The sequence below is a fragment of the Sporosarcina sp. NCCP-2331 genome (assembly GCF_023707945.1).
Lineage (GTDB): Bacteria > Bacillota > Bacilli > Bacillales_A > Planococcaceae > Sporosarcina > Sporosarcina cascadiensis.
Genome location: NZ_BRCD01000022.1, coordinates 1 through 25729, shown reverse-complemented (window position 1 = coordinate 25729; position 25729 = coordinate 1). Strand labels below are relative to the sequence as shown.

The 25729-nt window shown below is 40.5% G+C and carries 23 protein-coding genes and 1 other annotated feature; of the genes, 18 read left to right on the top strand and 5 right to left on the bottom strand.

The features are described 5' to 3' along the window. Nucleotides 1–256: 256 nt before the first annotated feature. Together NCCP2331_RS13020 and NCCP2331_RS13015 are read left to right on the top strand one after the other, a co-directional pair. Complete coding sequence (locus NCCP2331_RS13020) at nt 257–1006, top strand: spr1630 family ClpXP-sensitive toxin (RefSeq protein ID WP_251671227.1); 750 nt, start codon at nt 257–259, stop codon at nt 1004–1006. 25 nt (nt 1007–1031) lie between these two features. Next, nucleotides 1032–2222 (top strand): spr1629 family repressor/antitoxin, encoded by a 1191-nt coding sequence (locus NCCP2331_RS13015; protein WP_251671225.1) that lies wholly within the window; start codon nt 1032–1034, stop codon nt 2220–2222. A 457-nt stretch (nt 2223–2679) separates the two neighbouring features. On the opposite strand, the gene NCCP2331_RS13010 is transcribed toward NCCP2331_RS13015, so the two are convergent. Together NCCP2331_RS13010 and NCCP2331_RS13005 are read right to left on the bottom strand one after the other, a co-directional pair. Next, nucleotides 2680–3408: a lantibiotic immunity ABC transporter MutE/EpiE family permease subunit gene (locus NCCP2331_RS13010; protein WP_251671223.1), complete on the bottom strand. Its 729-nt coding sequence runs from the start codon at nt 3406–3408 to the stop codon at nt 2680–2682. Continuing rightward, on the bottom strand, nt 3401–4111 hold the full coding sequence (locus tag NCCP2331_RS13005; protein WP_251671221.1) for a lantibiotic protection ABC transporter ATP-binding subunit: 711 nt from the start codon (nt 4109–4111) through the stop codon (nt 3401–3403). Before NCCP2331_RS13005 ends, NCCP2331_RS13010 begins: the two co-directional genes overlap by 8 nt. Nucleotides 4112–4241: 130 nt before the next feature. Here NCCP2331_RS13005 and NCCP2331_RS13000 point away from each other — a divergent pair, with 130 nt between their 5' ends. The 8 genes from NCCP2331_RS13000 (at nt 4242) to NCCP2331_RS12965 (ending at nt 12623) form a co-directional block, all read left to right on the top strand. Then, nucleotides 4242–4637, top strand: a complete 396-nt coding sequence (locus NCCP2331_RS13000) for a hypothetical protein (protein ID WP_251671219.1) — start codon at nt 4242–4244, stop codon at nt 4635–4637. A gap of 49 nt (nt 4638–4686) precedes the next feature. Beyond that, nucleotides 4687–5061 carry a hypothetical protein gene (locus tag NCCP2331_RS12995; RefSeq protein WP_251671217.1) on the top strand — a complete coding sequence of 125 codons (375 nt, stop codon included), beginning with the start codon at nt 4687–4689 and terminating at the stop codon, nt 5059–5061. Between the two features lie 535 nt (nt 5062–5596). Next, nucleotides 5597–7138 (top strand): BCCT family transporter, encoded by a 1542-nt coding sequence (locus tag NCCP2331_RS12990; RefSeq protein ID WP_251671216.1) that lies wholly within the window; start codon nt 5597–5599, stop codon nt 7136–7138. A gap of 785 nt (nt 7139–7923) precedes the next feature. After that, nucleotides 7924–8211: a metal-sensitive transcriptional regulator gene (locus tag NCCP2331_RS12985; RefSeq protein ID WP_153723326.1), complete on the top strand. Its 288-nt coding sequence runs from the start codon at nt 7924–7926 to the stop codon at nt 8209–8211. A 76-nt stretch (nt 8212–8287) separates the two neighbouring features. Continuing rightward, nucleotides 8288–8488: a copper chaperone CopZ gene (gene copZ / locus NCCP2331_RS12980; protein WP_251671214.1), complete on the top strand. Its 201-nt coding sequence runs from the start codon at nt 8288–8290 to the stop codon at nt 8486–8488. Nucleotides 8489–8620: 132 nt separating this feature from the next. Continuing rightward, a complete protein-coding gene (locus NCCP2331_RS12975) occupies nt 8621–11032 on the top strand; it encodes a heavy metal translocating P-type ATPase (protein WP_251671213.1) in 2412 nt (803 codons plus the stop codon). Nucleotides 11033–11194: 162 nt separating this feature from the next. Next, nucleotides 11195–11719, top strand: a complete 525-nt coding sequence (paiA, locus tag NCCP2331_RS12970) for a spermidine/spermine N(1)-acetyltransferase (RefSeq protein ID WP_251671211.1) — start codon at nt 11195–11197, stop codon at nt 11717–11719. Between the two features lie 334 nt (nt 11720–12053). Then, nucleotides 12054–12623: a TetR/AcrR family transcriptional regulator gene (locus NCCP2331_RS12965; protein WP_251671209.1), complete on the top strand. Its 570-nt coding sequence runs from the start codon at nt 12054–12056 to the stop codon at nt 12621–12623. A 155-nt stretch (nt 12624–12778) separates the two neighbouring features. Here NCCP2331_RS12965 and tnpB read toward each other — a convergent pair whose 3' ends face one another. Beyond that, nucleotides 12779–13912, bottom strand: coding sequence for an IS200/IS605 family element RNA-guided endonuclease TnpB (gene tnpB / locus NCCP2331_RS12960; protein ID WP_251671207.1), 1134 nt, complete (start codon nt 13910–13912; stop codon nt 12779–12781). 181 nt (nt 13913–14093) lie between these two features. Between tnpB and NCCP2331_RS12955 the strand changes: the two genes are divergently transcribed. The 6 genes from NCCP2331_RS12955 (at nt 14094) to phnX (ending at nt 21844) form a co-directional block, all read left to right on the top strand. Further along, nucleotides 14094–15524: a DHA2 family efflux MFS transporter permease subunit gene (locus NCCP2331_RS12955; protein WP_251671205.1), complete on the top strand. Its 1431-nt coding sequence runs from the start codon at nt 14094–14096 to the stop codon at nt 15522–15524. A gap of 1022 nt (nt 15525–16546) precedes the next feature. Beyond that, nucleotides 16547–17299, top strand: a complete 753-nt coding sequence (locus NCCP2331_RS12950) for an ABC transporter ATP-binding protein (RefSeq protein ID WP_251671203.1) — start codon at nt 16547–16549, stop codon at nt 17297–17299. Continuing rightward, on the top strand, nt 17292–18911 hold the full coding sequence (locus NCCP2331_RS12945) for an ABC transporter permease subunit (protein ID WP_251671201.1): 1620 nt from the start codon (nt 17292–17294) through the stop codon (nt 18909–18911). The genes NCCP2331_RS12950 and NCCP2331_RS12945 overlap by 8 nt, the downstream gene beginning before the upstream one ends. A gap of 16 nt (nt 18912–18927) precedes the next feature. Further along, nucleotides 18928–19920: an extracellular solute-binding protein gene (locus tag NCCP2331_RS12940; protein ID WP_251671199.1), complete on the top strand. Its 993-nt coding sequence runs from the start codon at nt 18928–18930 to the stop codon at nt 19918–19920. A gap of 17 nt (nt 19921–19937) precedes the next feature. Then, nucleotides 19938–21032: a 2-aminoethylphosphonate--pyruvate transaminase gene (gene phnW, locus NCCP2331_RS12935; RefSeq protein ID WP_251671197.1), complete on the top strand. Its 1095-nt coding sequence runs from the start codon at nt 19938–19940 to the stop codon at nt 21030–21032. After that, nucleotides 21029–21844, top strand: coding sequence for a phosphonoacetaldehyde hydrolase (gene phnX, locus NCCP2331_RS12930; protein WP_251671195.1), 816 nt, complete (start codon nt 21029–21031; stop codon nt 21842–21844). Before phnW ends, phnX begins: the two co-directional genes overlap by 4 nt. 305 nt (nt 21845–22149) lie before the next feature. Here phnX and NCCP2331_RS12925 read toward each other — a convergent pair whose 3' ends face one another. Next, entirely contained in the window at nt 22150–22434 is a 285-nt protein-coding gene (locus tag NCCP2331_RS12925) for a YqhV family protein (RefSeq protein WP_228551142.1), read from the bottom strand. A gap of 174 nt (nt 22435–22608) precedes the next feature. On the opposite strand from NCCP2331_RS12925, the gene NCCP2331_RS12920 reads away from it, so the two are divergent. Continuing rightward, on the top strand, nt 22609–23508 hold the full coding sequence (locus tag NCCP2331_RS12920; protein ID WP_251671193.1) for a stalk domain-containing protein: 900 nt from the start codon (nt 22609–22611) through the stop codon (nt 23506–23508). A gap of 85 nt (nt 23509–23593) precedes the next feature. Next, nucleotides 23594–23830 (top strand) — a binding site (T-box leader). A gap of 68 nt (nt 23831–23898) precedes the next feature. Beyond that, a complete protein-coding gene (locus NCCP2331_RS12915) occupies nt 23899–25485 on the top strand; it encodes a 2-isopropylmalate synthase (protein ID WP_251671191.1) in 1587 nt (528 codons plus the stop codon). A gap of 2 nt (nt 25486–25487) precedes the next feature. Here the strand turns inward: NCCP2331_RS12915 and NCCP2331_RS12910 are convergent. Further along, nucleotides 25488–25729, bottom strand: a 242-nt coding sequence (locus tag NCCP2331_RS12910) for a hypothetical protein (RefSeq protein ID WP_251671189.1), incomplete at its 5' end; no start/stop codon positions are given.

Here is a 25729-nt window from a genome sequence, read left to right as displayed (position 1 = left end):
TGGCAAACCGGAGCATCATTGTCCACGTTGACTGTGGATTAGCTTTTTTAGTTTGTTATTTGTCTGTTTGAATGCACTTTCAAGAAGTTCGATCAACGTTTATCATATTATTGTTTGCGAGAATCGGGATTAATACAAAAAAATACACTATCTTGCAAAACACTTTAAAAAATCTCTTTAAATTGTGGACTTTCTTTGATAAAAGTCTATGATAGAGGGAAGGTTGCTAATAAAATTGGGGGAATGGGGTATTGGCATGAGTGATTATAAATTTGATAAAGAGCTTAATTTCCGGTTAGTAAAAGGAATCGAACATGGCTATAGTGACTATGCTGAAGTAAGAAGACAAAAGCGAAATGAATTACTAGTTAGTGGCGCTTATGCTTGGGTGAAGGGTAATCATATTGAAGATCGAGTTGCAAGAGAACTTAAAGAAATAGGGATGAATTTCAAAAAGGAGAAAGCTGGCTACACATGGGAATACTTGAGTTTCACAGAATCAAAGAAAAAGCACTTAATTATTATTAAAAATGCCAATATTATAAGAGGGAAATCTACACGTCCCGAATTAGATATATCTAATTCGGAAAATTATTTGATAGAAAGGTCCAAAATCAATGCGGAAATTGATTTTGATGAAGTCAGAGGATCGACGCAAGGAATTCTTCAATTTCTAGAATTGGAAATGCAGCCGGTAATGGCAGAGTCTGAAGATATTGAAGAGTTGAAAAAACAGTATAAACGTTTTTATATTCTAACATATACGATTGATCCAGTTAGTAGAATGCTGATGGATATAGACTTGTGGATGCCTGAATTTAAGAAGGATAGTAAAGTAGAAATGGTTAAAATTGACACATTAACAGAATGCCTAAATGAGACGGGTGATCATGTAAATCTAGATGCTATTCGGGAACTTGTACATATCCCCGACGAAGAATACTCAGGTACCACAACTGAATTTGATTTTACTACGATTGAAGATGAAAAAGAAGAAGATGCATAAATTTCAGTAGAAAAGAGGATATATTATGTTTGTTGGGAAAAAGTTAACCGACATTCGATTACTTCACGGATATTCTCGAAATGAACTAGCAAAACTTGCTAATGTTAGCGAACAATCGATATGGCAATATGAGAATAATTATAATGGGCCTAGTCTGGAAGTTGTGAATAAATTTAAAGAAGTATTCAATGTGAAAACGAAGTATTTTTTTGAAGAAAACTCTTATACAACTGATTTTTCTTCAAGTGTATTAGCCTATCGATCCAAGGAGATAAACAGTGTTATTAAAACGAGATATGAGACCACACATTTGGAATTCGTTGAAGGGTTCATTAATCTATTGGAAGGGTATATCGCATATCCTAAAAATAAACTGGTCAAGATTCGGAATTATTGTATCCGATTCATGGCAGAGATGAACGAACAATTGGATAGAACGGAAATTATTCAGCATATAGCTGAATATGCCAGGAAAGAATTGCAACTTGGTAATGACAATCAAAGGCTTATGTTTGCTCTAGAGAAAAATGGCGTATTTATTCTTGAGAAGTGTTTAGGTAAAGATATTGATGCTTATAGCGCATGGAGTAAAAAGGATAAACCAATTCTCATTTTGGGAACTGCGATGAAATCATCAGTGAGAAGAAACTTTGATCTTGCCCACGAATTGGGTCATCTGTTACTGCACTATAAAATGGATTTTAGTGAGTTAACAAAGTCTGAATATAAATTAGTCGAAGCAGAAGCACATGATTTTGCCTCTTATTTCTTACTGCCTAAAAAAGAATTTAGCGAGGATATTAAACAAATTCAAAAGGTATCTAATCCAGACGCTTATATCGATCTCAAAGAAAAATGGATGGTATCTATCGTGGCCATGGTCTATTATGCACGTAAGTTAGGGTATCTGACATATGAACAATACAGATATTTCTATGCTTCGTTACATCGTCAAAACTATACGCAGTTAGAACCATTGGATGAAAAGATAAAAATCATTAGACCCGGTAAAGTCAGAAGTTCTTTGCAGTTTTTATTCGAAAAGGAAATCATATCTTTAGAAGATCTTATTAATACTACAAATTACAATGAAAAGTTAATTGCGAAAATATTGGGGTTACCGGAAGAGTTCTTTACGAATTACTTGAAGGAACCCACTTTCTTTGGCGTTCGTTATATTAATGAGCGAAGAGATGACAGTTCACGGTCTAGCTGACAGGAATAGTATTAATCCTATATAAGTAATCACCTTGCCTACTTGGTCGGTAGTGGGAGGGTGGCTACTTATCTATTGGTACAAAGTGTAATCAATACAAGTACGGCACTTTATCAAGCAACTCTTAATTTGACTAAAGATTTCCTCGCATGATTGCAGATATATTTGGAGATGGAAAATATGAAAGCATACGCTAATCGTTTATTAAAAATGGCTGTCCACGCATAATTGAAAGGTTTGATGGGAAATAGACCTTTAATTATAGATATCATGAATGGAAATCCAATCGCCAGTACTTGTATAAAAGTTTCCCATTTTGCCTCCAAACCAGTTGGAGAGGAATGATAATACCAAAGGAAGAGAAGGGAAATGATTATCGGTACCAAGATATGTACCCATGTGGCGGCCGTCCGCCTGCATTTTACCTGTTCGGCTTTCCAGATTTGCAACGCCCGCTTCATCGTTCGGCCTTCCTTTGCAATAAACTTCTTCCCATTCCTATCATGACAAACAAATAAACAATAGAAATCACCAATGATACTACCATTGGCTGTATGGGAATAGGAATTAAAACCCCATTATTCAGAAGACCATTTGGCAACGTATTAATAATCGTTGTCATAAGCATTGCAGGAGTTATGAACGGGTTTATTTGCCATAATGTAAATTGGTCATAAAAAATCTGCATCGCTTCCGTAGCCACAACAATACATACAGTAACTAAAAGCGATGGAAAATAAAGCATGAGCATTCCGCATAATGGAATTAAAAATAAATAGCCTAGCCAAGTTACAAAGACTGCTGAAATTATAGACAGCCAGTCAAACTCTGAAGGAAAAAACCATGTCAACACGAGTAATAATAAACAGTAGAATACAGAGGCAAGAAGGAGATATCCTGCTGTAATCATGCACTTTGCCGTAAAAAATTTGCCGACGTACGTCCTACTAAGGAATAGTGTTTGAAAGTTTTGGTCTTTATCCAGTTTTCCAAATATTGTTGAGCAAATCAGGGCTGTTACCAACGGATATAACAAGGTGTACCACCAATTGAGCGAGTTTTGAACAAGAAAACCAGGTGCCAGAACAGCTGAAACAATGACGGCGAATAGCACGATAGCAATCCATAGTTTACTAACAGATGTTCGCTTGGTTTTTACCGCTTCCAATTTAAGTGTATTATACATGTTGCGGCCCTCCTGAGAGGATAATTTCCCTAAACTTGCGTTCCAAATCTTCTCCCCGTACAATCGGAGCTTCATATTGCAATTGCCCATGATGAAGGATAGCGATGTGGGTAGCAACTTGCTGGACTTCTGAAAGGATATGGGAAGAGAGGATGACGGTGATCCCTTTCTGTGGGAATGTTCGAATCATTTCTCTAAACTCCTCCATTCCTACAGGGTCTAAACCATTGGTAGGCTCGTCAAGTATAAGAAGTTTAGGATTTTTCAGTAAGGCAATTGCCAAACCAAGTCGCTGCTTCATCCCCAATGAAAACTTCTTCGCTACTTTGTTTCCTGTATCGGTCAATCGAACGGTTTCCAGTACGTTCGGGATACATTGAGGATCCGAAATGTTATACATTAAGCGATACACCTCTAGATTTTCATGGGCTGTTAAATTGGGATAGATGGCGGGACTTTCAATTAGCGCTCCAATATTGGTGATATCCTCTCTATTCCACGGTCTTCCTTGATAAAGAACTTCCCCTGAAGTCAGGCGAACCAAGCCTGCCAACATTTTCATTATTGTTGATTTTCCGGCCCCATTCGGTCCTAATAGTCCATAGATGGAACCAACTTCAACCTGCATGGAAACTTTATCGATAACTTTGTGACCTTTATATACTTTTGTTAAATTTATCGTTTCAATCTGCCAATCATTCATTTCGATCTCCTCCTTTATTAGAGGAGTATATAAGTCAATTATAAGGATTTTATAAGGATTGTCGAATATTCTCAAATCTTCTTCATAGCAGCCGATACTAGATGTAATGATAAAAATGGCAGGAGGGGAAATGATGAGGATTCAATCCAGTCTTGGTTCAAATAATCTGGGGTATGTGGGTAGGAAACATGACAAAGAACAAAATGAAGGTATCTCCCATCTCTTTTTGGATGAAGAGGAGAAAAAGACGAGTGGGAAACCGAGATTCGAAGTGAGAAATGAAGGCGGCTATATACGTAAGTACGTGGTAAAAGCAAATGGGGATAAAATACTTGTTATGGAGACAAAACAAAAGGAAAATCCCGATGGCACGGTGGAAAACGAGTCGGGAGATCCGGTTGATCTAGCTCATGATCTGCTAATGAAACAACTTGAAGTGTTTTCGGATCATTCAAAAGGGAAAAAACCCAATATGTCCACTTGGGAAACAGAAACTAGTCTATCCAAGTATAAAACAGGAATCTGAAGTTACAGTCGATCAATAAAATGTCAGATGATTTGGCGGAAAGTGGTGGATGATGAAACTGAATTCAATTGCTCCTCAATTAACCTCTCATTATACGAAGCATACTGGCCTGCAGCCGGAAGAAGCAGAGGGATCTGCATTTCTTGTCGGAGATACAGGAGAATATGCTGAACCAGAGGATTCTGCTGCTCTTTATAGAGAGCTTGCAGGTAAATACGATGTTAGACAAGCTACATTCGGAGAAATTATTGAATTATCCAATGCTTTATATGAGGCAGGAGAGATCTCGTTAAAAGAACATGCCGTGTTAACATTTGACTACGACAGAGCTGCTAATAATCTGAAACGTCAGGCACCGGGATATGTCCCGATTGATTTTACTATGTATGAAACGGTTGCTGCCAGTAATGGACAAAGAGATTGAATCTCAGAATTTGGTGCAAGGGCAGCGAAGGATTTTAAGTTCGGCAACTTAGCAGGATTTCAAAGTCATACAAAGGTGCTTGATATTTTAGGACGGTTATTACAATAGAAGCAGAAAGTACAGTCTGTATGTTAAAAGAGCATCCGCCGCCGATTCAATCTCTATTGCGTTGCAGTGTCGCGCCATGACTATGCCCCGCCGCGCCAAACTGCCATGCGCTCGCACCAAACAACGTATCCCCTCACATCCCAATCTATTAATTCCAAATAGTCAGTTCCAAAAAACTACCAGGCACTTTGCGAGTATTCCTGGATGAAGTATGGTAGACTGTACGTCTATCTCCAACACCCAGTCCATGCAGCGGGTTTATATATGGAAGTTCAGACGGTTGCTGTATAAAATCGTTAATTTAAAAGTAGTCATCCTGCGAGAGTGGTTGAAACGGCAGGATGGTTACTTTTTTTATTTTAGGGGTAAGTTTAGTTGATACAATTTTTAGCTGTAGCTGCGGTAACGGAAAACTTAGGAGGAAATAATGACGAAAAATTATTGGCATTTTATTAGGGAAAAGGTTGATTGGCCTGTATTTATAGGCAGCGGTGGGGTGCTGGTGGCATTTGTACTGTTTTCATTCATTAAAGTGGAAGCGGTCAGTAATTTTGTGAACAAGGGATTTGATCTATCCATCCGCTACTTCGGTGCGTATTGGCAGTTTCTGATGCTGGCTACGTTTGCGGTGGGAGCAGTTTTGGCTGTGTCGAAATATGGCAGGGTTCGTTTAGGCGATGCGTTGAAACCTGAAATGAGCTATTTCAAATGGGTCGCTGTCATTTTGACAACAGGTCTCGGAGCGGGCGGTGTCTTTTGGGCGGCGGCCGAGCCGATGTATTATTTTCTTGACGTCCCGCCCATGCATAAAGGGATTGCAGGTGGAACGGAAGCGGCAATTGGGCCGGCGCTGGCCCAAAGTTATATGTCTTGGGGTTTTACAGCATGGTCAGTGTACGGGGCAGTCAGCGCTATTATCCTGATTTACGCACATAATCACAAAGGTATGCCGCTGAAGCCGAGAACTCTTTTGTATCCGATTTTGAAAGAGCGAATTTTAACGAGCAAATGGGGAACGGCTGCTGATATATTTTGCATCATCGGTGCTGCGGCAGGAACGATCGGTCCAATTGGTTTCCTTGGCCTGCAAGTGAGTTATGGAGTTAATTCGATTTTCGGAATTTCGGATACATTTTCAACTCAGCTTATCATTATCCTTATTCTTACAGGGGTAGTGCTTGTCTCGACATTAACGGGAATAGAAAAAGGGATTCAATTTCTAAGTAAACTGAATGTGAATATGGTAGCGGTCATCGCGGTATTTTTACTGCTGCTGGGTCCCGGCGTATTTATCGTCAAATCGTTCCTCACATCTTACGGGACGTATATTAGTGAATTCATCAATATCAGCACGTATCGTGGAGATAACGCCTGGCTCGGCGCCTGGCTATTATTTTTCTTCGGCTGGTTTATCGGATTCGGTCCGTTGGTCGCTTTGTTTGTAGCCAGAATTTCAAACGGACGGAAAATCCGGGAAATCTTTGTTGTCGTCGCGATTTTGGCGCCAGTTGCAGCGAATCTCTGGTTTACGATACTCGGGGGTTCAGGGATTTTCTATGAATTGAATAATGAAGGTTCTGTGAGCGGGCCATTGGCCGAGGGCGGACTGCCTAGCGCGATTATCGCGATCGCGGAACAAATGCCGCTTGGTGCTATTATGCCTTCCATATTCTTAATTCTGACCACTTTATTTGTGGTGACGACAGTCGATTCGATGTCGTATTCTATTTCGATGGCAGTCACAGGGGACGATAACCCGCCCAAAACAATCCGCTTGTTTTGGACACTCATGATGTCTGCTGTCGCTGCTATCCTGATTAAAATAGGCGGAGGCGGAATCGGCGCCTTGCAGTCGTTTGTCGTCATTGCGGCTGTGCCGGTATCGATTCTGCTGCTGCCGGTGATCTGGTATGCTCCAAAAGTTGCCAAAGTATTGGCGATAGAGCAGGGGATTGTTAAAAAGAAATAAGAGATGCCTTGACAGTGAAGAATATTCATAAGCAGCAGGTCATTTTATCTCAGAATTATAAACGTCACTCATCATGCAAGTTGATGAGCGGCGTTTATTTGTGTTTGGCCGCTTACAGAGCGGCCAGAGAGTTTTCCGTCACCTCTCTCCCTTGGTGAAATCTAATTCGAATGGCTGGAAAATATCATGCTCGGAACACAAACACCCCATCTTTGAGTTAGAGCCTCAAAGATGGGGTATTTGCATTGCTTTTGTAACGTGAATCGTGATAATTCTGTCATTTAATAATAAAAACAAATAACCCATCTTTGAGTTAGCGCTCCGATGGGTTATCTCTCCATTAACAGCCGACCCCCCTAAGGGATCTACCTATTGCATTGACCGACCGATCTCGTAAAACGGCGGTCTTTTTATTATATGCAAATCTTATATATAGCATACAATGACAAGGTTCCGTTTGCAATGCTCAAGCTCTAAAACATCCCAGATCCAGATTATTCTCCCTGTCAGTGAATGATGTGTGAAAAAATTTTCAACTATTTTAATAAACATTAATGTTCGAACCTTCATATTAGTTTTTTGCACAGGTACATGCTGCCAGTATTCAAGGAAAAATCATTTCTAGGATTGAGAAGCAAACCAAAAGTATTGATTGGCTTCGAAAGAAAAGAAGAAATTGCTGGCTATGTAGCATGTTACACTGTCGAGACAAGATCATTGCTCTTCCTAATTACAGATGCTATTATAGGGGTATGGGGTACAAATAAACTCTAAGGAGTGATCATATGTCTGAATCGACAAAGAAAACTGTCCAGCCGAATAAGCAGCAATTGTTAAATCGATTAAAAAAAATTGAAGGACAAGTGAGGGGTGTCCATCAAATGATTGAAAATGATCGTTATTGTGTAGACGTCCTACATCAGATCAGCGCCATTCAATCTGCAATGAATAAGGTTTCTTTAGCGTTATTGGAAGACCATACACATCACTGTGTCGTCAATGCCATAAAAGGGCAAGATGGAGAGGCAGCCATAGAGGAACTTATGAGCGTCATGAGAACAATGACAAAATAAGTACTGCACTCTACTTGACATACTGGTATGGGGTATAATATATTGTAACTAACAACAAAACAGGAGGTTTTTCATTATGAAAGAAGTATTAAAAGTAGAAGGTATGTCTTGCGGTCATTGCGTGAATTCAATCGAGTCGAGCGTTGGTGAACTAAAAGGTGTTTCTTCAGTTAAAGTCGACCTTGCAGGCAATGAAGTAACAGTGGAGTTCGTTAACGAAGAAACGTTAAATCAAATTAAGGAAACAATTGAAGACCAAGGCTATGAAGTTGCTTAAATAACAATGACAGAGCGTCTTCCGCTTACACCGTGTGGGGGTATAAAGCGGCTGAGAAGTGATTATACATCTACCGTATAATTCTTCTTTTTTCAAAAATTTATACCCCCACCGAGTATTGGAGGGTTACAAATGGCAACTGCAGAAAAAACATTGAAGATCAATGGAATGACATGTGCAGCGTGTGCAAACCGTATTGAAAAAGGGTTATCTAAAATTGAAGGTGTTGAAAAGGCGAATGTCAATTTTGCTTTGGAGAATTCAACCATCATATACGACCCTGAACAAACAAATGTCGAAGATTTTAAGGCGCGTATCGAAAAGTTAGGATACGCAGTGATTCAAGATAAAGTTGAATTCGATATTTCTGGTATGACGTGTGCGGCATGTGCGACAAAAATCGAAAAGCGAATTAATAAAATGGATGGCGTTTCAAGCGCTTCAGTTAATTTTGCGCTAGAGACTTTGACAGCTAATTATGATAGCAGCCAGACTAGCCCAAATGAAATGATTGTCAATGTGAAGAAGATGGGATATGAATTGATTCCCAAAACAGATGGCAAAGATAAGATGGATCATAAAGAGCAGGAAATCAAAAAGCAGACACGGAAATTCATTTTCTCCGCAATTCTGACTTTGCCGCTGCTGTGGACAATGGTTGCACATTTCGAGTTCACGTCTTTTATTTATTTACCAGAATTCCTTATGAATCCCTGGGTACAGCTTGCTTTGGCTACACCTGTTCAATTCATAGTCGGTGCGCAGTTTTATAAAGCGGCTTATAATGCTTTGCGAAGTAAAAGCGCTAATATGGATGTATTAGTAGCGCTTGGAACTAGTGCTGCTTATTTCTACAGTCTCTTTTTATCAGTTGAATGGGCGAATGCCGGCAGCGTTGGCGAGCCGGAACTTTATTTTGAAGCATCTGCAGTCATCATTACACTCATTTTGCTTGGTAAATTATTCGAAGTTCGAGCAAAAGGAAAAACGAGCCAGGCGATTCAAAAGTTGCTTGGTTTACAAGCAAAAACCGCGCGTGTATTGAAAGACGGGATTGAACAGGAAGTTCCGATTGAAGAGGTAGTGGCAGGGGATATCATCTTAGTAAAACCGGGTGAAAAGATTCCTGTCGACGGTGAAATCGTTGCAGGCCAATCAGCAATCGATGAATCGATGATTACCGGGGAAAGTATCCCTGTAGATAAAGTAGTTGGAAACCCTGTAATTGGCGCGACAATCAATAAAAATGGATCGTTGCAGATTAAAGCGACAAAAGTTGGAAGAGACAGTGCGTTATCACAAATTGTCAAAGTCGTTGAAGAAGCGCAAGGTTCAAAAGCGGATATTCAGCGTTTGGCAGATAGGATCTCTGGTGTCTTTGTTCCGATTGTAGTCGGCATCGCGATAGTGACATTCTTCACTTGGTATTTTGTCGTAACACCGGGAGATTTCAGATCATCTCTCATCCCGACCATTTCGATTCTCGTCATTGCATGTCCATGTGCACTCGGTCTGGCAACCCCTACTTCCATTATGGCAGGATCAGGGAGAGCAGCAGAAATGGGTATGCTTTTCAAAGGCGGCGAACACCTGGAAAATACCCGTTCAATTGACACCGTTGTATTGGACAAAACAGGTACAGTGACGAAAGGCGAGCCTGCATTGACAGACGTTATCGTGGCTGAAGGATTTGTGGAACGGAATGTCTTAGAATGGGTCGCCTCCGCTGAAAATCAATCCGAGCATCCATTAGCACAGGCGATTGTAACGGGCGTTAGAGAAAAAGGAATTGATTTGATAGAACCGACAACATTTAACGCGCTCCCCGGCTACGGAATTGAAGCGGAAGTTGCCGGAAAGCATGTACTTGCTGGAACAAGAAAACTCATGCGAAGCAGGGACATCGCTCTTCAAAACATTGAATCCACAATGGAGAGTATGGAGAATGAAGGGAAAACAGCGATGCTCGTCGCAATTGACGGGAAGCTTGCGGGTGTCGTGGCAGTAGCAGACACGGTAAAAGAAACATCTAAAAAAGCAATTGAAAGAATGGCAGCCCTTGGATTGGATGTCATTATGTTGACGGGAGACAACCAGCATACTGCTGAAGCAATTGGCCGGCAAGTTGGTTTGAGTCATGTCATTGCGGAGGTTCTTCCTGAACAAAAGAGCGAGGAAATTAAGAAGTTGCAAGCACAAGGCAAAAAAGTGGCGATGGTCGGTGACGGCATTAATGATGCCCCGGCACTAGCCCTTGCGGATATCGGCATGGCGATCGGTACAGGAACAGATATCGCAATAGAAGCAGCAGATATAACGCTCATGCGCGGCGATTTAAACAGTGTGGCAGATGCCATTATTATGAGCCGGAAAACTATGCGCAATATCAAACAAAACCTATTTTTTGCTTTTTTCTACAATACAATCGGAATTCCAATTGCAGCTCTTGGCTTGTTAGCCCCTTGGGTAGCCGGGGCAGCAATGGCATTCAGTTCAGTGTCTGTCGTTTTGAATGCGCTGAGACTGCAGCGGGTTAAACTTTGAATAGATAACTGAATGAAGAGAGTTACTAGTTCCAGCCCCTTTCCTTTTAATTGGAGAGGGGTTTTCCTTATAATTGAAATCACTAGAACTTGTGTGAAAAATATTCAGGATTATGTTACGTTAGTTTTCGTACAGATACATACTGTAAAGGAGCAATGAAAAATGACTATAAAAATCAGTAGGTGTAACTTTGATGACTTAGCGGCACTTCAAGAAATAAGCATTGAAACATTCAACGATACATTTGCAAGTCAGAATTCAGTTGGCAACATGAATGCTTATTTAGAAAGAGCATTTCATCTCAAACAGCTGGAAGAGGAAATGTCCAATAGTTCTTCTGAATTCTATTTTCTCTATTCAGATGATGAAGTCGCTGGATATTTAAAGATAAATAGTAACGATGCCCAATCCGAGAAGAGGGGTGATGAGTCACTTGAAATTGAAAGGATTTATATAAGAAATAAATTTCAAAGAAAGGGATTCGGAAAGTATTTATTAAATAAAGCGATCGAAATAGCTAAAGGACAAAAGAAAAAGCTTATTTGGCTGGGAGTCTGGGAGAAGAACGAGAATGCAATTGCCTTTTATAAGAGTTTAGGTTTTATTCAAACTACATCTCATTCCTTTTTTATGGGTGATGAAGAACAAATTGATCATATAATGGAATATGAAGTTCCTGGAGTATGACCATGTACTAGGTCTGTTCTCAATATAGCCGCACAAGTGAATAGCATCCAGCATTAATTGTTAATATTGTTACAGGTTTCTATTGCATGTATCGGTCTCCTGACTTTCGGAGATTTGATACATGCTTTTTATAATTTTCTATGCTTGCTTGAAAAACGATTGAAGTATCTATTTATGCATATTGAGGAATCTGGCATTTGCCGCTAGTTCATTTGTATTTTATAGTTCTATACCTGTTTGCCTCGAAAGCTCTCTTTCAGTTTTCCCGTTATTGACAAGTCTTCACTGCAAGAATATAATAGACCGGTTGTTATAATTCTGAGGAGTGACTTATGTGACAGCAAATAATTCTAAGAATATCCTAATAGAAGCAGCTTCCCGGCTTTTTCGAATACGCGGATATGATGGTGTAGGGATAAATGACATTATTAAGGAGAGTGGGATTCCGAAAGGTTCGCTTTATCATTACTTTCCAAAAGGAAAAGAAGATTTAGCCATTGAGGCGATTCATCATACAAAAAAAATTGTAATCACCGAGATTCAAGAGGTATTTGAAAAACATGAAGATCCTGTAAAAGCATTCCAGGCTCATATTTATCAATTATCTGAAGAAATTTTACAGGATGATCATTATATAGGTCTGCCAATTGGAACGATTGCGGGCGAAAAACATTCGACAAGCGAGCCTATTAGAATGACTTGTCAATTAGCTTTTGAACATTTCCAATTAATTTATAAAGATAAATTACTTGAGGCTGGTTACAGTGAGAAACAGTCAACAGATTTGAGTATAGTGATTAACGCTTTACTGGAAGGCGGTATTATTTTATCTGAAACAATGAAAAATAGAAATCCTCTTCAGGTTATTGCGGAACAGATCCCGGCAGTATTAAGAAAAAAGTAAGTCATTTGAACTACTCCCACTTATCGACCTTGCAGTCTGATTGAAGACGGGAGATTCTTGGGAACAAAGCATACTTGCAAGCGTATTTCTTTACTCGCAGAGGTTTCTTTTATTTACTAAGCTATCCCCGTAGTTCCTACGGTTGTATTGTGTAGTTAGGCTAAGGATTGTAATCGAAGCCCTTCGCTTAGGATATTCAGACTGGCGTTGATATCTCGATCGTGAGGTGTTTGGCAAGTAGAGCAAACCCATTTCCTAATGTCTAGTGACTTTTTGCCATCATTGTGACTGCAAGTAGAGCATAGCTGACTAGATGGAAACCATGTGTCTATTTCAACTAGTAATTTTCCATACCAATCTGCTTTATATTTTAATTTCGTCACAAAGCTGGACCAGGACACATCAGAGATACTTTTAGCTAGTTTATGATTGCGTAACATTCCTTTGACATTCAAGTCTTCGATACAGATCATATCGTGGTTTTTGATAATTTCTGTAGTTATCTTATTAAGGAAGTCATCACGCTGGTTCATTACTTTTTCATGTAATCTAGCAACCTTACCTTTTTGTTTTTGGTAGTTTCTTGCTTCCAATAGATGGATACCTTTATTTTTGGCTAACAAGGCACGTTTTGAAAGTTTCCGTTGTTCCCTTTTTAGTTTCTTCTCCATTTTAGATGTGAACTTATTGTTGTCAATCTTACGGCCATCAGAAAGAATGGCGAAATCAACGATGCCGAGGTCTATACCGATAGATGATGCTGTTTTCTCCAACTGCTGTACTTCTGTTTCTACTAGAATAGATACAAAGTATTTGCCACTTGGATTTCGTCTGACGGTCGCATTCAGGATACGACCCTGTACTTCCCGACTGTTGGCAAAACGAACAAGCCCTAATTTAGGTAACTTCACTTTGCCGCCTACGATGGCAATATTTCCATTGGTCTGCTTGGTCGTATAAGATTGAACAGGGTTCTTTTTAGACTTGAAGCGTGGTGCTTTGTTTTGTTTCTTGAAGAATCGTGTATAGGAATCCGCAAGATTTTTTAGTGAGGATTGGAGGGCAATACTGTCAACCTCTTTTAGCCATAGTAATTCCTTTTTCAATTTTGTTAATTCAGCAGAACAAGAATGATAGGTGAAGCCTTTGCCTGTCTTCTGGTAGATATCGTTCCAATGCCCTAAAAAGTGATTGAATATGAAACGACTACATCCAATGGTTTTAGCGATGAGGATTGCCTGTTCTTTGGTTGGATAGATACGAAACTTATAGGCTTTGTTGACGAGCATTGTTTTCACCTCACTTCATACAGGAATATATGTTCCCATTATATCACAGTTAGAATCACTTTGGCTATCGCCAACCGGCATTCATCTCTCTCTTATCGTTGGGCTTTGCCCTTCACACGACTGAAGAGGGAGTCTTCTGCCGGGAAATGATAAATTTAAGTTAGTAATCGGAGGACTTTTCATGACAACAGTTGGAGCACAACCAGAAAAACAAATAATCAAAACGAACCTGATTTTGATTTCATTTTTAATAGCAGGGTTCATAGGATTATTTAGTGAGACAGCCTTAAATATGGCGCTTAAAGATTTAATAGAAGTATTTCAAGTTGGCTCTTCTACAGTGCAATGGCTGACAACGGGTTATTTATTGACTTTGGGGATACTAGTTCCTATTTCAGGTCTCTTAATCCAGTGGTTTACTACTCGTCAATTATTCATTGCCTCGTTACTGTTCTCCATTGTCGGAACACTAATTGCAGCACTGGCGCCAAGTTTTGGCATATTACTGCTGGCACGTGTGGTTCAGGCAATCGGCACCAGCTTATTGCTGCCTCTTATGTTTAATACCATCTTGGTGATTTACCCAGTCCATAAAAGGGGAGCAACTATGGGATTAATGGGCTTGGTTATCATGTTCGCACCCGCGATTGGACCCACGATGTCTGGTTTAATTATTGAATATCTCAGCTGGCATTGGATTTTCTGGATCACCTTACCGTTTTTTGTCATTGCATTGCTGTTTGGTATGAAATATATGCAAAATGTCTCTACCATCACTAAGCCTAAAATTGATGTTCTTTCCATTATTTTATCGACTATCGGTTTTGGCGGAATAGTCTATGGCTTCAGTAGTGCAGGCGAAAATGGGTGGGGCAGTATGATTGTTATTTCTACTATTGCCATAGGTGTTGCCGCGCTTGTTCTATTCTCTATCCGGCAATTTAAAATGAGTACACCGATGCTGGATCTGCGCGTATTTAAATATCCCATGTTTACTTTAGGGTTATTGTCCGTGTTTATCACATTTATGATTATTTTGTCTTCTATGATTCTTTTACCGTTATACTTACAGACAGGTCTGGCATTAACTGCATTCTCAGCAGGGCTGGTACTTTTACCGGGCGGTGTACTGAATGGAATTATGTCTCCAATAACGGGAAGAATATTTGACAAATACGGACCAAGAGGGCTGGTTCTTCCTGGGTTTATTCTTATGATTATTATGTTATGGAATTTATCAAACGTCACAACGGAAACGTCTATTATTATGGTGATCACGATGCACACCATACTTATGGTTGGTGTGTCTATGGTAATGATGCCAGCGCAGACGAATGGGTTGAATCAGCTGCCCAAAAACCTTTATCCAGATGGAACTGCTTTAATGAACACCCTGCAGCAAGTATCCGGAGCCATTGGAACTGCTGTTGCTATTACGATTATGTCAGCTTCTCAGAGTACGTATATGGAGAGCGTAAAAGACCCATTAGACCCATCGGTAATCGGTGCGTCATTAACTGCAGGGGTTCAAGACGCCTTTATATTCGGTCTGGTGATTGCTGTCATAGGTCTGATTATGTCATTCTTTATTAAATCATCGACTGTTAGATAAGTGTAATCATATAAAGAATTGATTTCATAATGGCTCTTCACCAAAACATGTGCTTGATAATCAATTTAATGAGCAGTTTGAGATGGGATTGCGCAGAATATGATGGTAAATGGGTGGATAACGTTTCCCTGCGTTCCAGGCGGACGCGTGTCTTGCGGGCCCGCGGTGAGCCAAGCGGACAGCGAAGGGTCCGCTTTGCCGTATTTCTGTGTTCTTTGCAGAAATTAAGGCAAACAGTGCTCCTAACGCTGCGCTTTTACTCGCAAAAGCCGTTCTTCGTGACGGCTTTCACTCCGGTACACTGGTTGGTTTTTCAGGAATTTTTATATGAATGGCAGTCATGAGCATGCTATTTGAGTATATTACGTACGGTGTGGCGTTTCATGCAATACTTAGCATTCTGCAAAGGCTTAGATTCTTGTTTTGAATGCATTTGCAAAGTCGAGAAACGGGTACACCACCAACTAAATCCACACTCTGCAAAAAAAGCAACATGATATACTTTCCCCACATCAGCGAAGGCGCAACTGCGGGGTAGGCCGTTGCTATGAGACAACTGGCGTGTTCTTCGCCAGATGGCTCATAGCGTAAGGCAATCCCCCAGCGCCGCAGCGTCTTTAAACTGCAAACACATACCCCATTCAAACTTCTTGCAAGGTCGAGAAACCGAGAACAACACTAACTAAACTCACACTCTGTAAAAATGCAGTATGTCACACATTCCCCAGCGCCGAAGCGGATTTAAACTGCAGCATGATTTTCGCAATACATACATGACAAGTTATACAGAATAGATTTTGGTGCTGACCCTTCATAATACTCGTAGACAAAACTCAAAAAAGAGAAAAAGCCGCATGAAACCAAGTGTATAATCCTTGGTCTCATGCGGTTTTAATTTGATTTTTTTCGTTATTACAATGAAATTTATACATTCTGATTTGATTTTACTGAGTCTTTACAAAAGTCGGCATGAACATTAACAATCAATTGCTACAATAAAATTACTTCAGGAGGTGATCAGTTTGCTGGAATTGCAATATGTAAGTAAGCAATTCGATCAAAAAGTTATTTTAGAAAATATCAATCTTGAGATTAAAGCCGGTGAGATTGTTTCTTTGCTTGGCCCAAGCGGCAGTGGAAAAACAACATTATTGAACATTATTTTAGGATTGACCAAGATGGATCAAGGAAAAATTATTTTTAATGGGATGGATATGAGCAATGTTCCGATGAAAAAGCGAGGTTTTAATATTGTATTTCAGGACTATGCTCTTTTTCCGCATTTGAATGCGCGTGATAATATTATCTATGGTTTAAGGAATAAAAGAGAATCGGTCACCGAGAATGAACTTCAGGAATATATTGACTTCTTAGGACTAAAACCTCACTTATATAAGAAAATCAGTGAGTTATCTGGTGGTCAGAAGCAAAGGGTTGCACTTGCTCGGACGTTAGTAACAAAGCCGAAAATTTTGTTGCTGGATGAACCATTGAGCGCGTTAGACGGGGTGATTAAGGAATCCATAAAAGAACGAATCCAATCCATTGCGAAAGAGTTCGATTTGACAACGATTATTGTCACTCATGATCCCGAAGAAGCATTAACCTTATCAGATAAAATTCTCATTATTAATAATGGCAATGTTTCGCAGTTTGGCACGCCGCATGAAATTATTAATCACCCGAGTAATGATTTTGTGGAGGAATTTATTTTGAAACAATTACAGATTAAAAGACAGAATATATATAACTTGTTCAGTGAAAAGTATGCTTAAAGTAAAGCCCGAAATACGTGTTATTTACACAATCATCATATGCATATTCGCCGTTTTTCTTGTCTTGCCCTTGATCATTTTACTTATTCGTTCCTTGGAAACAAGTGGAGGATTAAGCACTTCAAATTATCATTTTATTTTAGCGAATGAAGAACTGATGGAGTCTATCTGGAACAGTATAAAAATATCAAGTGTGACAGCGGTTATTACAACGATTTTAGCTTTTGTCTTAGCTTATACCGTCAATTGTACGAGAATATTCCGACCGTTAAAAGGCGCGATAAAGATTGGAATATTAATACCGATGTTGCTGCCTACGATTACATATGGGTTTGCTATTATGTATTCCTTTGGAAATCAAGGATTGCTCACCAAATTATTTGGGAAAAGCTTTTTTGAGATTTATGGATTTAATGGATTGTTAATAGGCTATTGCTTGTATACTCTGCCGCCAGCATTTCTGCTAATTAACAATTCTTTTAAGTATATTGATAAAAAATTTATTATTGTATCAAAGTTGATGGGCGATGGGGCCCTGCGAAGTTTATTGAATACGATCATACGTCCGTTATGGGGAACATTAGGAGGCGCGTTTGTCCTTTCCTTCATATTGAGTTTTACAGATTTCGGTATACCAGCTTCTATTGGGGGAACGTACTCTGTGGTTGCAACAGGTCTATACCAAGTGATGCTCGGCTCTATTCCGGATTTCAATCACGGTGCTGCAATTGCCGTCTTCATGTTAGTTCCGGCAGTGTTTGCCGTATTGTTGTTGCGGTATCTCGAAAAATTTAATTTTAATTACGATAAGTTCAGTGAAATTGAATTGCTTCGGAATAAGAGCAGGGACATCGTGTTGGGGCTTCTTTCGACGACTGTCTTACTAAGTATGGCTGCCATCTTTGCCGTCATGTTCGTTGCACCATTTGTTACTAGTTATCCTTATGATCTAACTTTTACTTTCGAGCATTTTTCGGATGTATTTCAATCAAGCGATTTGGTGAATGTGTATAAAAACTCAATTACCGTAGCGCTATTGACTGCATTATTCGGCACACTCATTGCTTTTGGAGCAGCGCTCTTAAATGTGCGTACATCCATTAAAGGAAAGGTTGCACTGGATATTATTTCAATGATTACAAATACAGTGCCGGGCATGGTTTTAGGGATAGCCTATTTATTGCTTTTCAATAACAGCAGTTTAAAAGGGACATTAACCATTATCGTCTTGAGTACGATCGTTCACTACTTTACGACCCCTTATCTAATGGCTAAAAATTCGTTGAGCAAGATGAATCTATCGTGGGAAATGACTGGAGAATTATTGGGAGACAGCTGGTTTAAGACGATCCGCCGTGTCATCATACCGAACTCGTTATCGACGTTGTTCGAAATGTTCAGTTACTATTTCATTAATGCCATGGTTACGATTAGCGGAATCATTTTCTTGGTGACCGTTAATACTTCGGTCGTTGCAAGCAAAATTAAAGAGCTGCAGCATTTTGCTAAATTTAATGAAGTGTTTGTTTTGTCCATACTCATCTTTTTTACAAACTTATTTGTTAAGTTACTTTTCGATTATTTTCAAAGAAGGCAACTAAAAAAAGGCTGATTGAGGAGGAAAACATATGGTTAAGAAGGGATTTTACATATTTTTATTAACACTTAGTACGGTCTGGTTGATAGCAGGATGTACTGCTAAAGGCGCGTCGACGGATGAAAAGGAAAAAGTAGTCATTTTGACGAATGGTGACGAAGAAGCAGTAGCATCCATGGAAACTGCTTTAAAAGGTGCGGGATACGAAGGGCAGTATGTATTTCAATCGCTGGGCACGTCAGAACTGGGCGGAAAGTTAATGGCTGAAGGCAAGCAAATTGAAGCGAATATCGTGACGATGAGTTCTTACTTCATTGAAAGTGCTCAAGAAAATCATAATATGTTTACAGACTTAACATTTACAACGGATGCTTTAGAAAAATATCCACCGTATTATATGCCTGTTTTGGCAAATACCGGCTCTATTTTCGTTAATACCGAAGTACTGAAGAAAAAGGGTCTATCCATGCCGTCTTCTATTGCCGATTTGACGGAGCCGGAATTTAAAGGACTCGTGTCCATTCCGAATATAATGGATTCTTCTACAGGCTGGTTGTTAGTGCAAGCTATAGTTTCTCAATACGGAGAAGAAGAAGGAAAAACGGTTCTCCAAAAACTGATCGCTAACGTTGGCCCCCATCTGGAGAGTTCCGGATCAGGTCCTATTAAGAAAGTACAAGCTGGGGAAACTGCCGCTGGATTTGGACTGCGTCATCAAGCAGTCATTGCGAAAGGGCAAGGCATGCCGATAGATTATGTCGATCCGACTGAAGGGAATTTCTCACTTACCGAAGCGGTTGCAGTAGTGGATAAAGAGGATGGAACAATGGAACGTTCAATGAAAATGGCAGAAGTCATAACTAAAGACGCAAGAAAAGGGTTGATTCAAGACTATCCAGTAGCTCTTTATGATGGTGAAGTGATTAGTCAGGATCATCAGCCTTCTTATACAAATAAATTTAAAGAAACGCTAACAGTTGAGCTGTTGAAGAAACATCAAGACTATTTCAATTCTGCGAAATAAGAATAGGGGTAATTAACATGCAACATTATAAACTTTTAACACCCGGTCCGTTAACGACATCAAGAGCAGTAAAAGAGGAGATGCTCTTTGATCGCTGCACTTGGGATGATGGGTATAAAGCGATTACACAAAAAATCAGATCACAGCTTCTTGAATTAGCATCTGCGGATGAGGCTGAATATACCGTGGTTCTCATGCAGGGCAGTGGTACATTCGCTGTTGAATCGGTCATGAACACATCGATGTCAGAAGATGATAAAGCTTTAATCATCACAAATGGCGCTTATGGAGAACGAATTGTTAAAATAGCCGAATATATAGGTTTGGATTTTATGGAGTATCAATTTCCGTTTAATGAATGTCCAAATGAAGAAGAAATTCGTGCTGTTTTGGAAAATGATCAAAGTATTACGCATGTGGTTATGGTGCATTGTGAAACTACCTCAGGAATTTTGAATCCGATTGAGATGGTTTCGCAACTATCAAAGGAGTTTGACAAAACTTTAATCATCGATGCAATGAGCAGTTTCGGCGGCATAGAAATCGATGTGCCATCCCTCGGAATTGACTATTTAATAAGCAGTGCCAATAAATGTATTCAAGGGGTTCCAGGATTCGGATTTGTCATTGCGAAACTTGATAAATTAATGGCATGTGAAGGGAACTCACATAGTTTATCTTTGGATTTATTTGATCAATGGAAGGAAATGCAGAAGGACGGGAAGTGGCGTTATACATCACCGACGCATGTTGTCGCAGCCTTTTCTAAAGCGATTGATGAATTGATCGAAGAGGGTGGAATTAGCGCTAGACAGCGGCGCTATGAGTATAATAATCACCTTCTAAGAGTTGGGATGGATCAATTAGGTATACGCGCTTATATTGATGCGGAAAAGCAATCACCCATTATTACTACGTTCTTATTCCCGGATGAACAATTCAGTTTTATAGACTTTTATTCGTATATGAAAGAAAAAGGTTTTGTCATCTATCCAGGTAAGCTGACAGATGTGGATACATTCCGAATCGGCAATATTGGCGAAATTTATGAAGCAGATATCATCGCATTATGCGCGATTATCGAAGAATATATAGGGGTGGTGTCAAAATGAACAGAGTAGAAGGTGTTATTTTCGACTGGGCTGGAACAACAGTAGACTTTGGATGTTTTGCACCGGTACATGTATTTATTGATATTTTTAAAAATGCAGGAATTAGAGTAACGATGGAAGAAGCAAGAGCGCCAATGGGTATGCTGAAAATTGACCATATCCGCGCCATGCTGTCTATGCCGCGAATTTCTGAATTGTGGAAAGAACAGTATAAAAGTCCATTTAATGAACAAGACGTTGAGAAGTTGTATGGTGAGTTTGAATCTGCACTTATGTCGTCCTTAGTCGAATATACGGATTTAATCCCGGAAGTAAAAGAGACTGTAGAGGTGTTGAGGGGGCAAGGGCTGAAAATCGGTTCGACCACAGGATATAACGAAATGATGATGAAGGTAGTTGTCCCAAATGCCTTAAAAAAAGGATATGGACCGGACTTTTATATTACCCCGGATGGAACAAACTCCTTTGGGAGACCGTATCCGTATATGATATATAAAAATATGGAGGCTTTGCAATTATCAGCGGCATGGAAAGTATTAAAGGTTGGAGACACTGTATCAGATATCCAAGAAGCGATACATGCCGGTGTTTGGTCGGCAGGAGTCATTATTGGAAGCTCGGAAATGGGTCTGAGTTCTGCTGAATTTCATGCACTAACCGAAGAAGAACGTACAAAGATCATTTCTAAAACTGAAGAAACGTTTTTGCGCAATGGAGCGGATTATACTATTAAATCAATGGGTGAATTGCCTGCTTTAATTGAGAAAATCAATCATTTGATTTCAGATGGTAAGCGACCAGGATGTCTGTGAAAAAGTCATAGAATAACCTTAGTGAGTGCTATATAAGTTGAATTAAACTTATTACATCATAAGGAAGCTATGTTCTATCTACTCAGTTGATTGGAGTGCAAGTTGACTCACCGCGGGCCCGCAAGACACGCGTCCGCCTGGAACGGAAATCAACGGTACTAGGTAACTTATAGAATGCTTATTTATTAATTCAACTTATATAGAAATTTATATAAGGTTTCAGTGTGCCAAAATTGAATTCTCTGCTGAGATATAAAATCCTGATTTTTCTTCTTTACATAGAAAAATCAGGATTTTCCTCGTTATTATTCAGACCTCAAGCTAATCAAAATTAGCGTAATTCCGGCAAACAAGCACACCATACGTGTTATGGAAATCTTTTCGGCCAGTCCAAATAATGCGATACCTGTCGTGATGATCAATACGCAAGGGCCAACGAGTGCCAGCATAGTGTTAATATAGAACGCCTTTTCGAGATCATTGAACTTGTACATTAGCAGCGCAGCTGAAATATCTATACTGCCTGAAAAAATCCGTAATAAAATGATCAGTAGAAGAGCGGATTCCATGAATGAGTATGCCCCTTTCATTTTGCTACCATCCATTCTATGTAAGTATGTTCGCTTTCATTATCGTCATCTTCTTTGAAATTGGTTTTTCGGGCGGCAGGAAGGGTAGAAGTAGAATAATGGGTTAATAGTGTTGTAACCTTTTTCTTTGCCGTACGACTACTCTAATGAATACTAAAAAGGAGATGGTTTTTCATGAAAAAGAACAAATTTGTACCGTTTGCGATGTCCGCATTGCTGATCAGCGGAGCGGCAGTCCCAGCGGCAGTATTTGCAAATGACGACGCGCAAGCGGAAGAGGTGCAGGAGCAAATGTCATTCATTAAAGTGGAAGGCACAATTGACAGCGTGGAGAAAAACAGCGATGTGACGCTGTATACGTTGAAGAACGGTGAAGAAACTAACGTGCTGGCAGTCATGAAAGATACGTTGGTTTTTGATAACAAAGGCAAAGAAGCTGAATTAAAGAAGGGTGATCAGGTCACTGCGTACACAGATGCAGACAAGCCGATGCTCATGATTTATCCGCCGCAGTACAGCCCCGACGCTGTCATTGTGGAGACAGATCAGATTGGATTTACGGCAGTCGGCACATTTGATGAGGAATTGTTGGATGCAAGTCTGAAATTGAAGCTGAATATAAGCGAAGACACGGACATTTCCAGTGTGTCAGGTAAAGAAGTGAAAGCGGAAGACCTGAAAGATCAGGATCTGCTCGTTTTCTATACAGCAACGACTAGAAGTATCCCTGCGCAGACAACACCGGAAAAAGTAGTGGTCCTGGATGGAACTGCAGCAGATTCTGATGAAGACACGAACTCTGCGCTTGAAGACTTGATCGCAGCAGATCACAAGATGGTGGACGGTGTGAAAATGGTCCCTCTTCGTTTAGTGGCGGAAGAGCTTGGCTACCAGGTGAAATCGACAGGTACAGGTGCAATCTTAGTAAAAGACGCTAAGTCGCTGACGATTACCCGCGATGAAAAGAAATACGGCTATAATAAATCATTGCGTCAGTTCGAAGCAGCACCTGCACTTCTGGAAACGAATAAAACCTATGTGCCGGCTTCAATCGTCGATGATTTGATGGAATAAGCGGCGAAAACAACCAACCGATTTATTTTTCAGAAAACTGTTGACACTTCGGGTGATGTATTGTAATATTGCATACAATATATCAGTTCAGACGAAGACTGGAACCAGTAGAAATCGCAGTGCCTTTATAGAGAGCCGGTGGTTGGTGAAAACCGGCAGGCGCGCATTTCGAACTCATCCACGAGTCACTCCCTGAAAAAAAGTAAGGGATGTCGGTTTCCTCCGTTAACGGGACAGACAGTGATTGCTGTCGATTCAAGTGGATCTGTTGATGTTGACAGGTCAATTAGAGTGGTACCGCGAGTATAATCTCGTCTCTATTTTCAATATAGAGGCGGGATTTTTTTGTTTTTCATTTTTATATCACATATCACAAAGGAGTGCAGAGGAATGAGCAGAAAAATTTGGGTGTTTGATACAACGTTGCGTGATGGCGAACAGGTACCGGGTGCGAAACTGAATCTCTATGAAAAGGTGGAAATTGCGCAGCAGCTCAAGAAACTGGGTGTCGATATCATCGAAGCAGGATTCCCTGCATCTTCTCAAGGTGATTTTGATGCAGTGCAGGCAGTGGCTCAAAAAGTAGGAAACACAAGTGATATTATGATCACGGCGCTTGCGCGTGCGGTGAAAGCAGACATCGATTCCGTTTACCACGCAGTGAAGCAGGCAGAAAATCCGATGATTCATATGGTGCTCGGCACGTCAGATATCCACGTGGAGAAAAAGTTCAATAAATCGAAGGATCAAATTCTGCAAATCGGCGTGGACGCGGTGAAATATGCCAAGACTTTATTGCCTGAAGTCCAGTATTCCACGGAAGACGCTTCACGTTCGGAATTTGAATATTTATGGCACACGATCGAGTCGGTCATGAAAGCAGGCGCGACGATGATCAATGTGCCGGACACGGTCGGCTTTGCGGAACCGGAAGAATTCGGCGCCATGATCTACAAGCTGAATGACCGGATGAAAAACTTGAATCCCGACGTGTTATTGAGCGTTCATTGCCATAATGATCTGGGCATGGCGACGGCAAATACATTGGCAGCGGTCAAAAACGGGGCGGATAAAGTGGAATGTACGATTAACGGCATCGGCGAGCGCGCGGGCAATGCAGCGCTCGAAGAAGTCGTCATGGCACTGAAAACGAGAAGTTCGATTTATAACGTCACTACACAAATCAATACGAAAGAAATTATGAATACTTCCCGTCTCGTTTCCAGTTTCATGGGGCTGGATGTGCAGGTGAACAAGGCGATTACGGGAGATAATGCTTTTGCACATTCATCCGGTATTCACCAAGACGGCTTGCTGAAGTCGCGGGATGCGTATGAAATTGTGCATCCGGAAGACGTGGGACTGGACGATATGGAATTAATTCTGACCGCGCGTTCCGGCCGTCATGCAGTGAAAAATGCGCTGGAGAAATTGGGCTTCAGCCAGCTTTCTAAGGAAGATTTTGAAGGGATTTTCGAAGGGTTTCTGGTGCTTGCGGACGCGAAGAAGGAAGTATATGATCATGATCTGTATGTCATCGTGGAGAATTATTATGAGAAGAACGACATGGCGAATGCAACAAATTACAGCGACCATTTCTTTGAATTCGATGATCTGCAAGTCGTCAGCAATTCTAGTTTCCCTTCAGCCAGCGTGAAGATCCGTAAAGGCGGAGAAGTCTTTAAGGCGAGCGCCGTAGGTTCAGGTCCGATTGACGCTTTGTATTCCGCAATCGCCGACATTACGAAAATCAACGTCAAGCTGGTGGAGTATGACATCAGCAGCGTGTCGCGCGGGAAAGATGCGCTGGGGAAAGTAAAGATTACCATTTCACATGAAGGCGAAAAGTATATTGCAAAAGCTGCGGACACCGATATTTTGAAAGCAAGTGCACTGGCCTACATGAATGCGGTCAATAGTGTGATTGTGGCGGGTTTGAAGGAAAGTTCCGTGCAGCCGGTTGCTGCGAATAGTTAATTTCATTGGAAACAAGCTCTCCCGGGGATGTAGATGACGGGGAGAGCTTGTTTTTTTATGTGGCAGCGGTTGTTTTGCCGGAGTTGCTGGGGTAATGGTGCGGCAATCAGCTGGTTTGGAGCGTTGAAATAGCGGTTTGGCGCGTTGCCGACCGGTAAATGTTCGGTATTTAAGATTTTTGGTTCGCTTCCCCGGTGGTTTGGTGCGGCACGAAGCTTTTTTGGCGCGCCCCCCGCACTGCAAA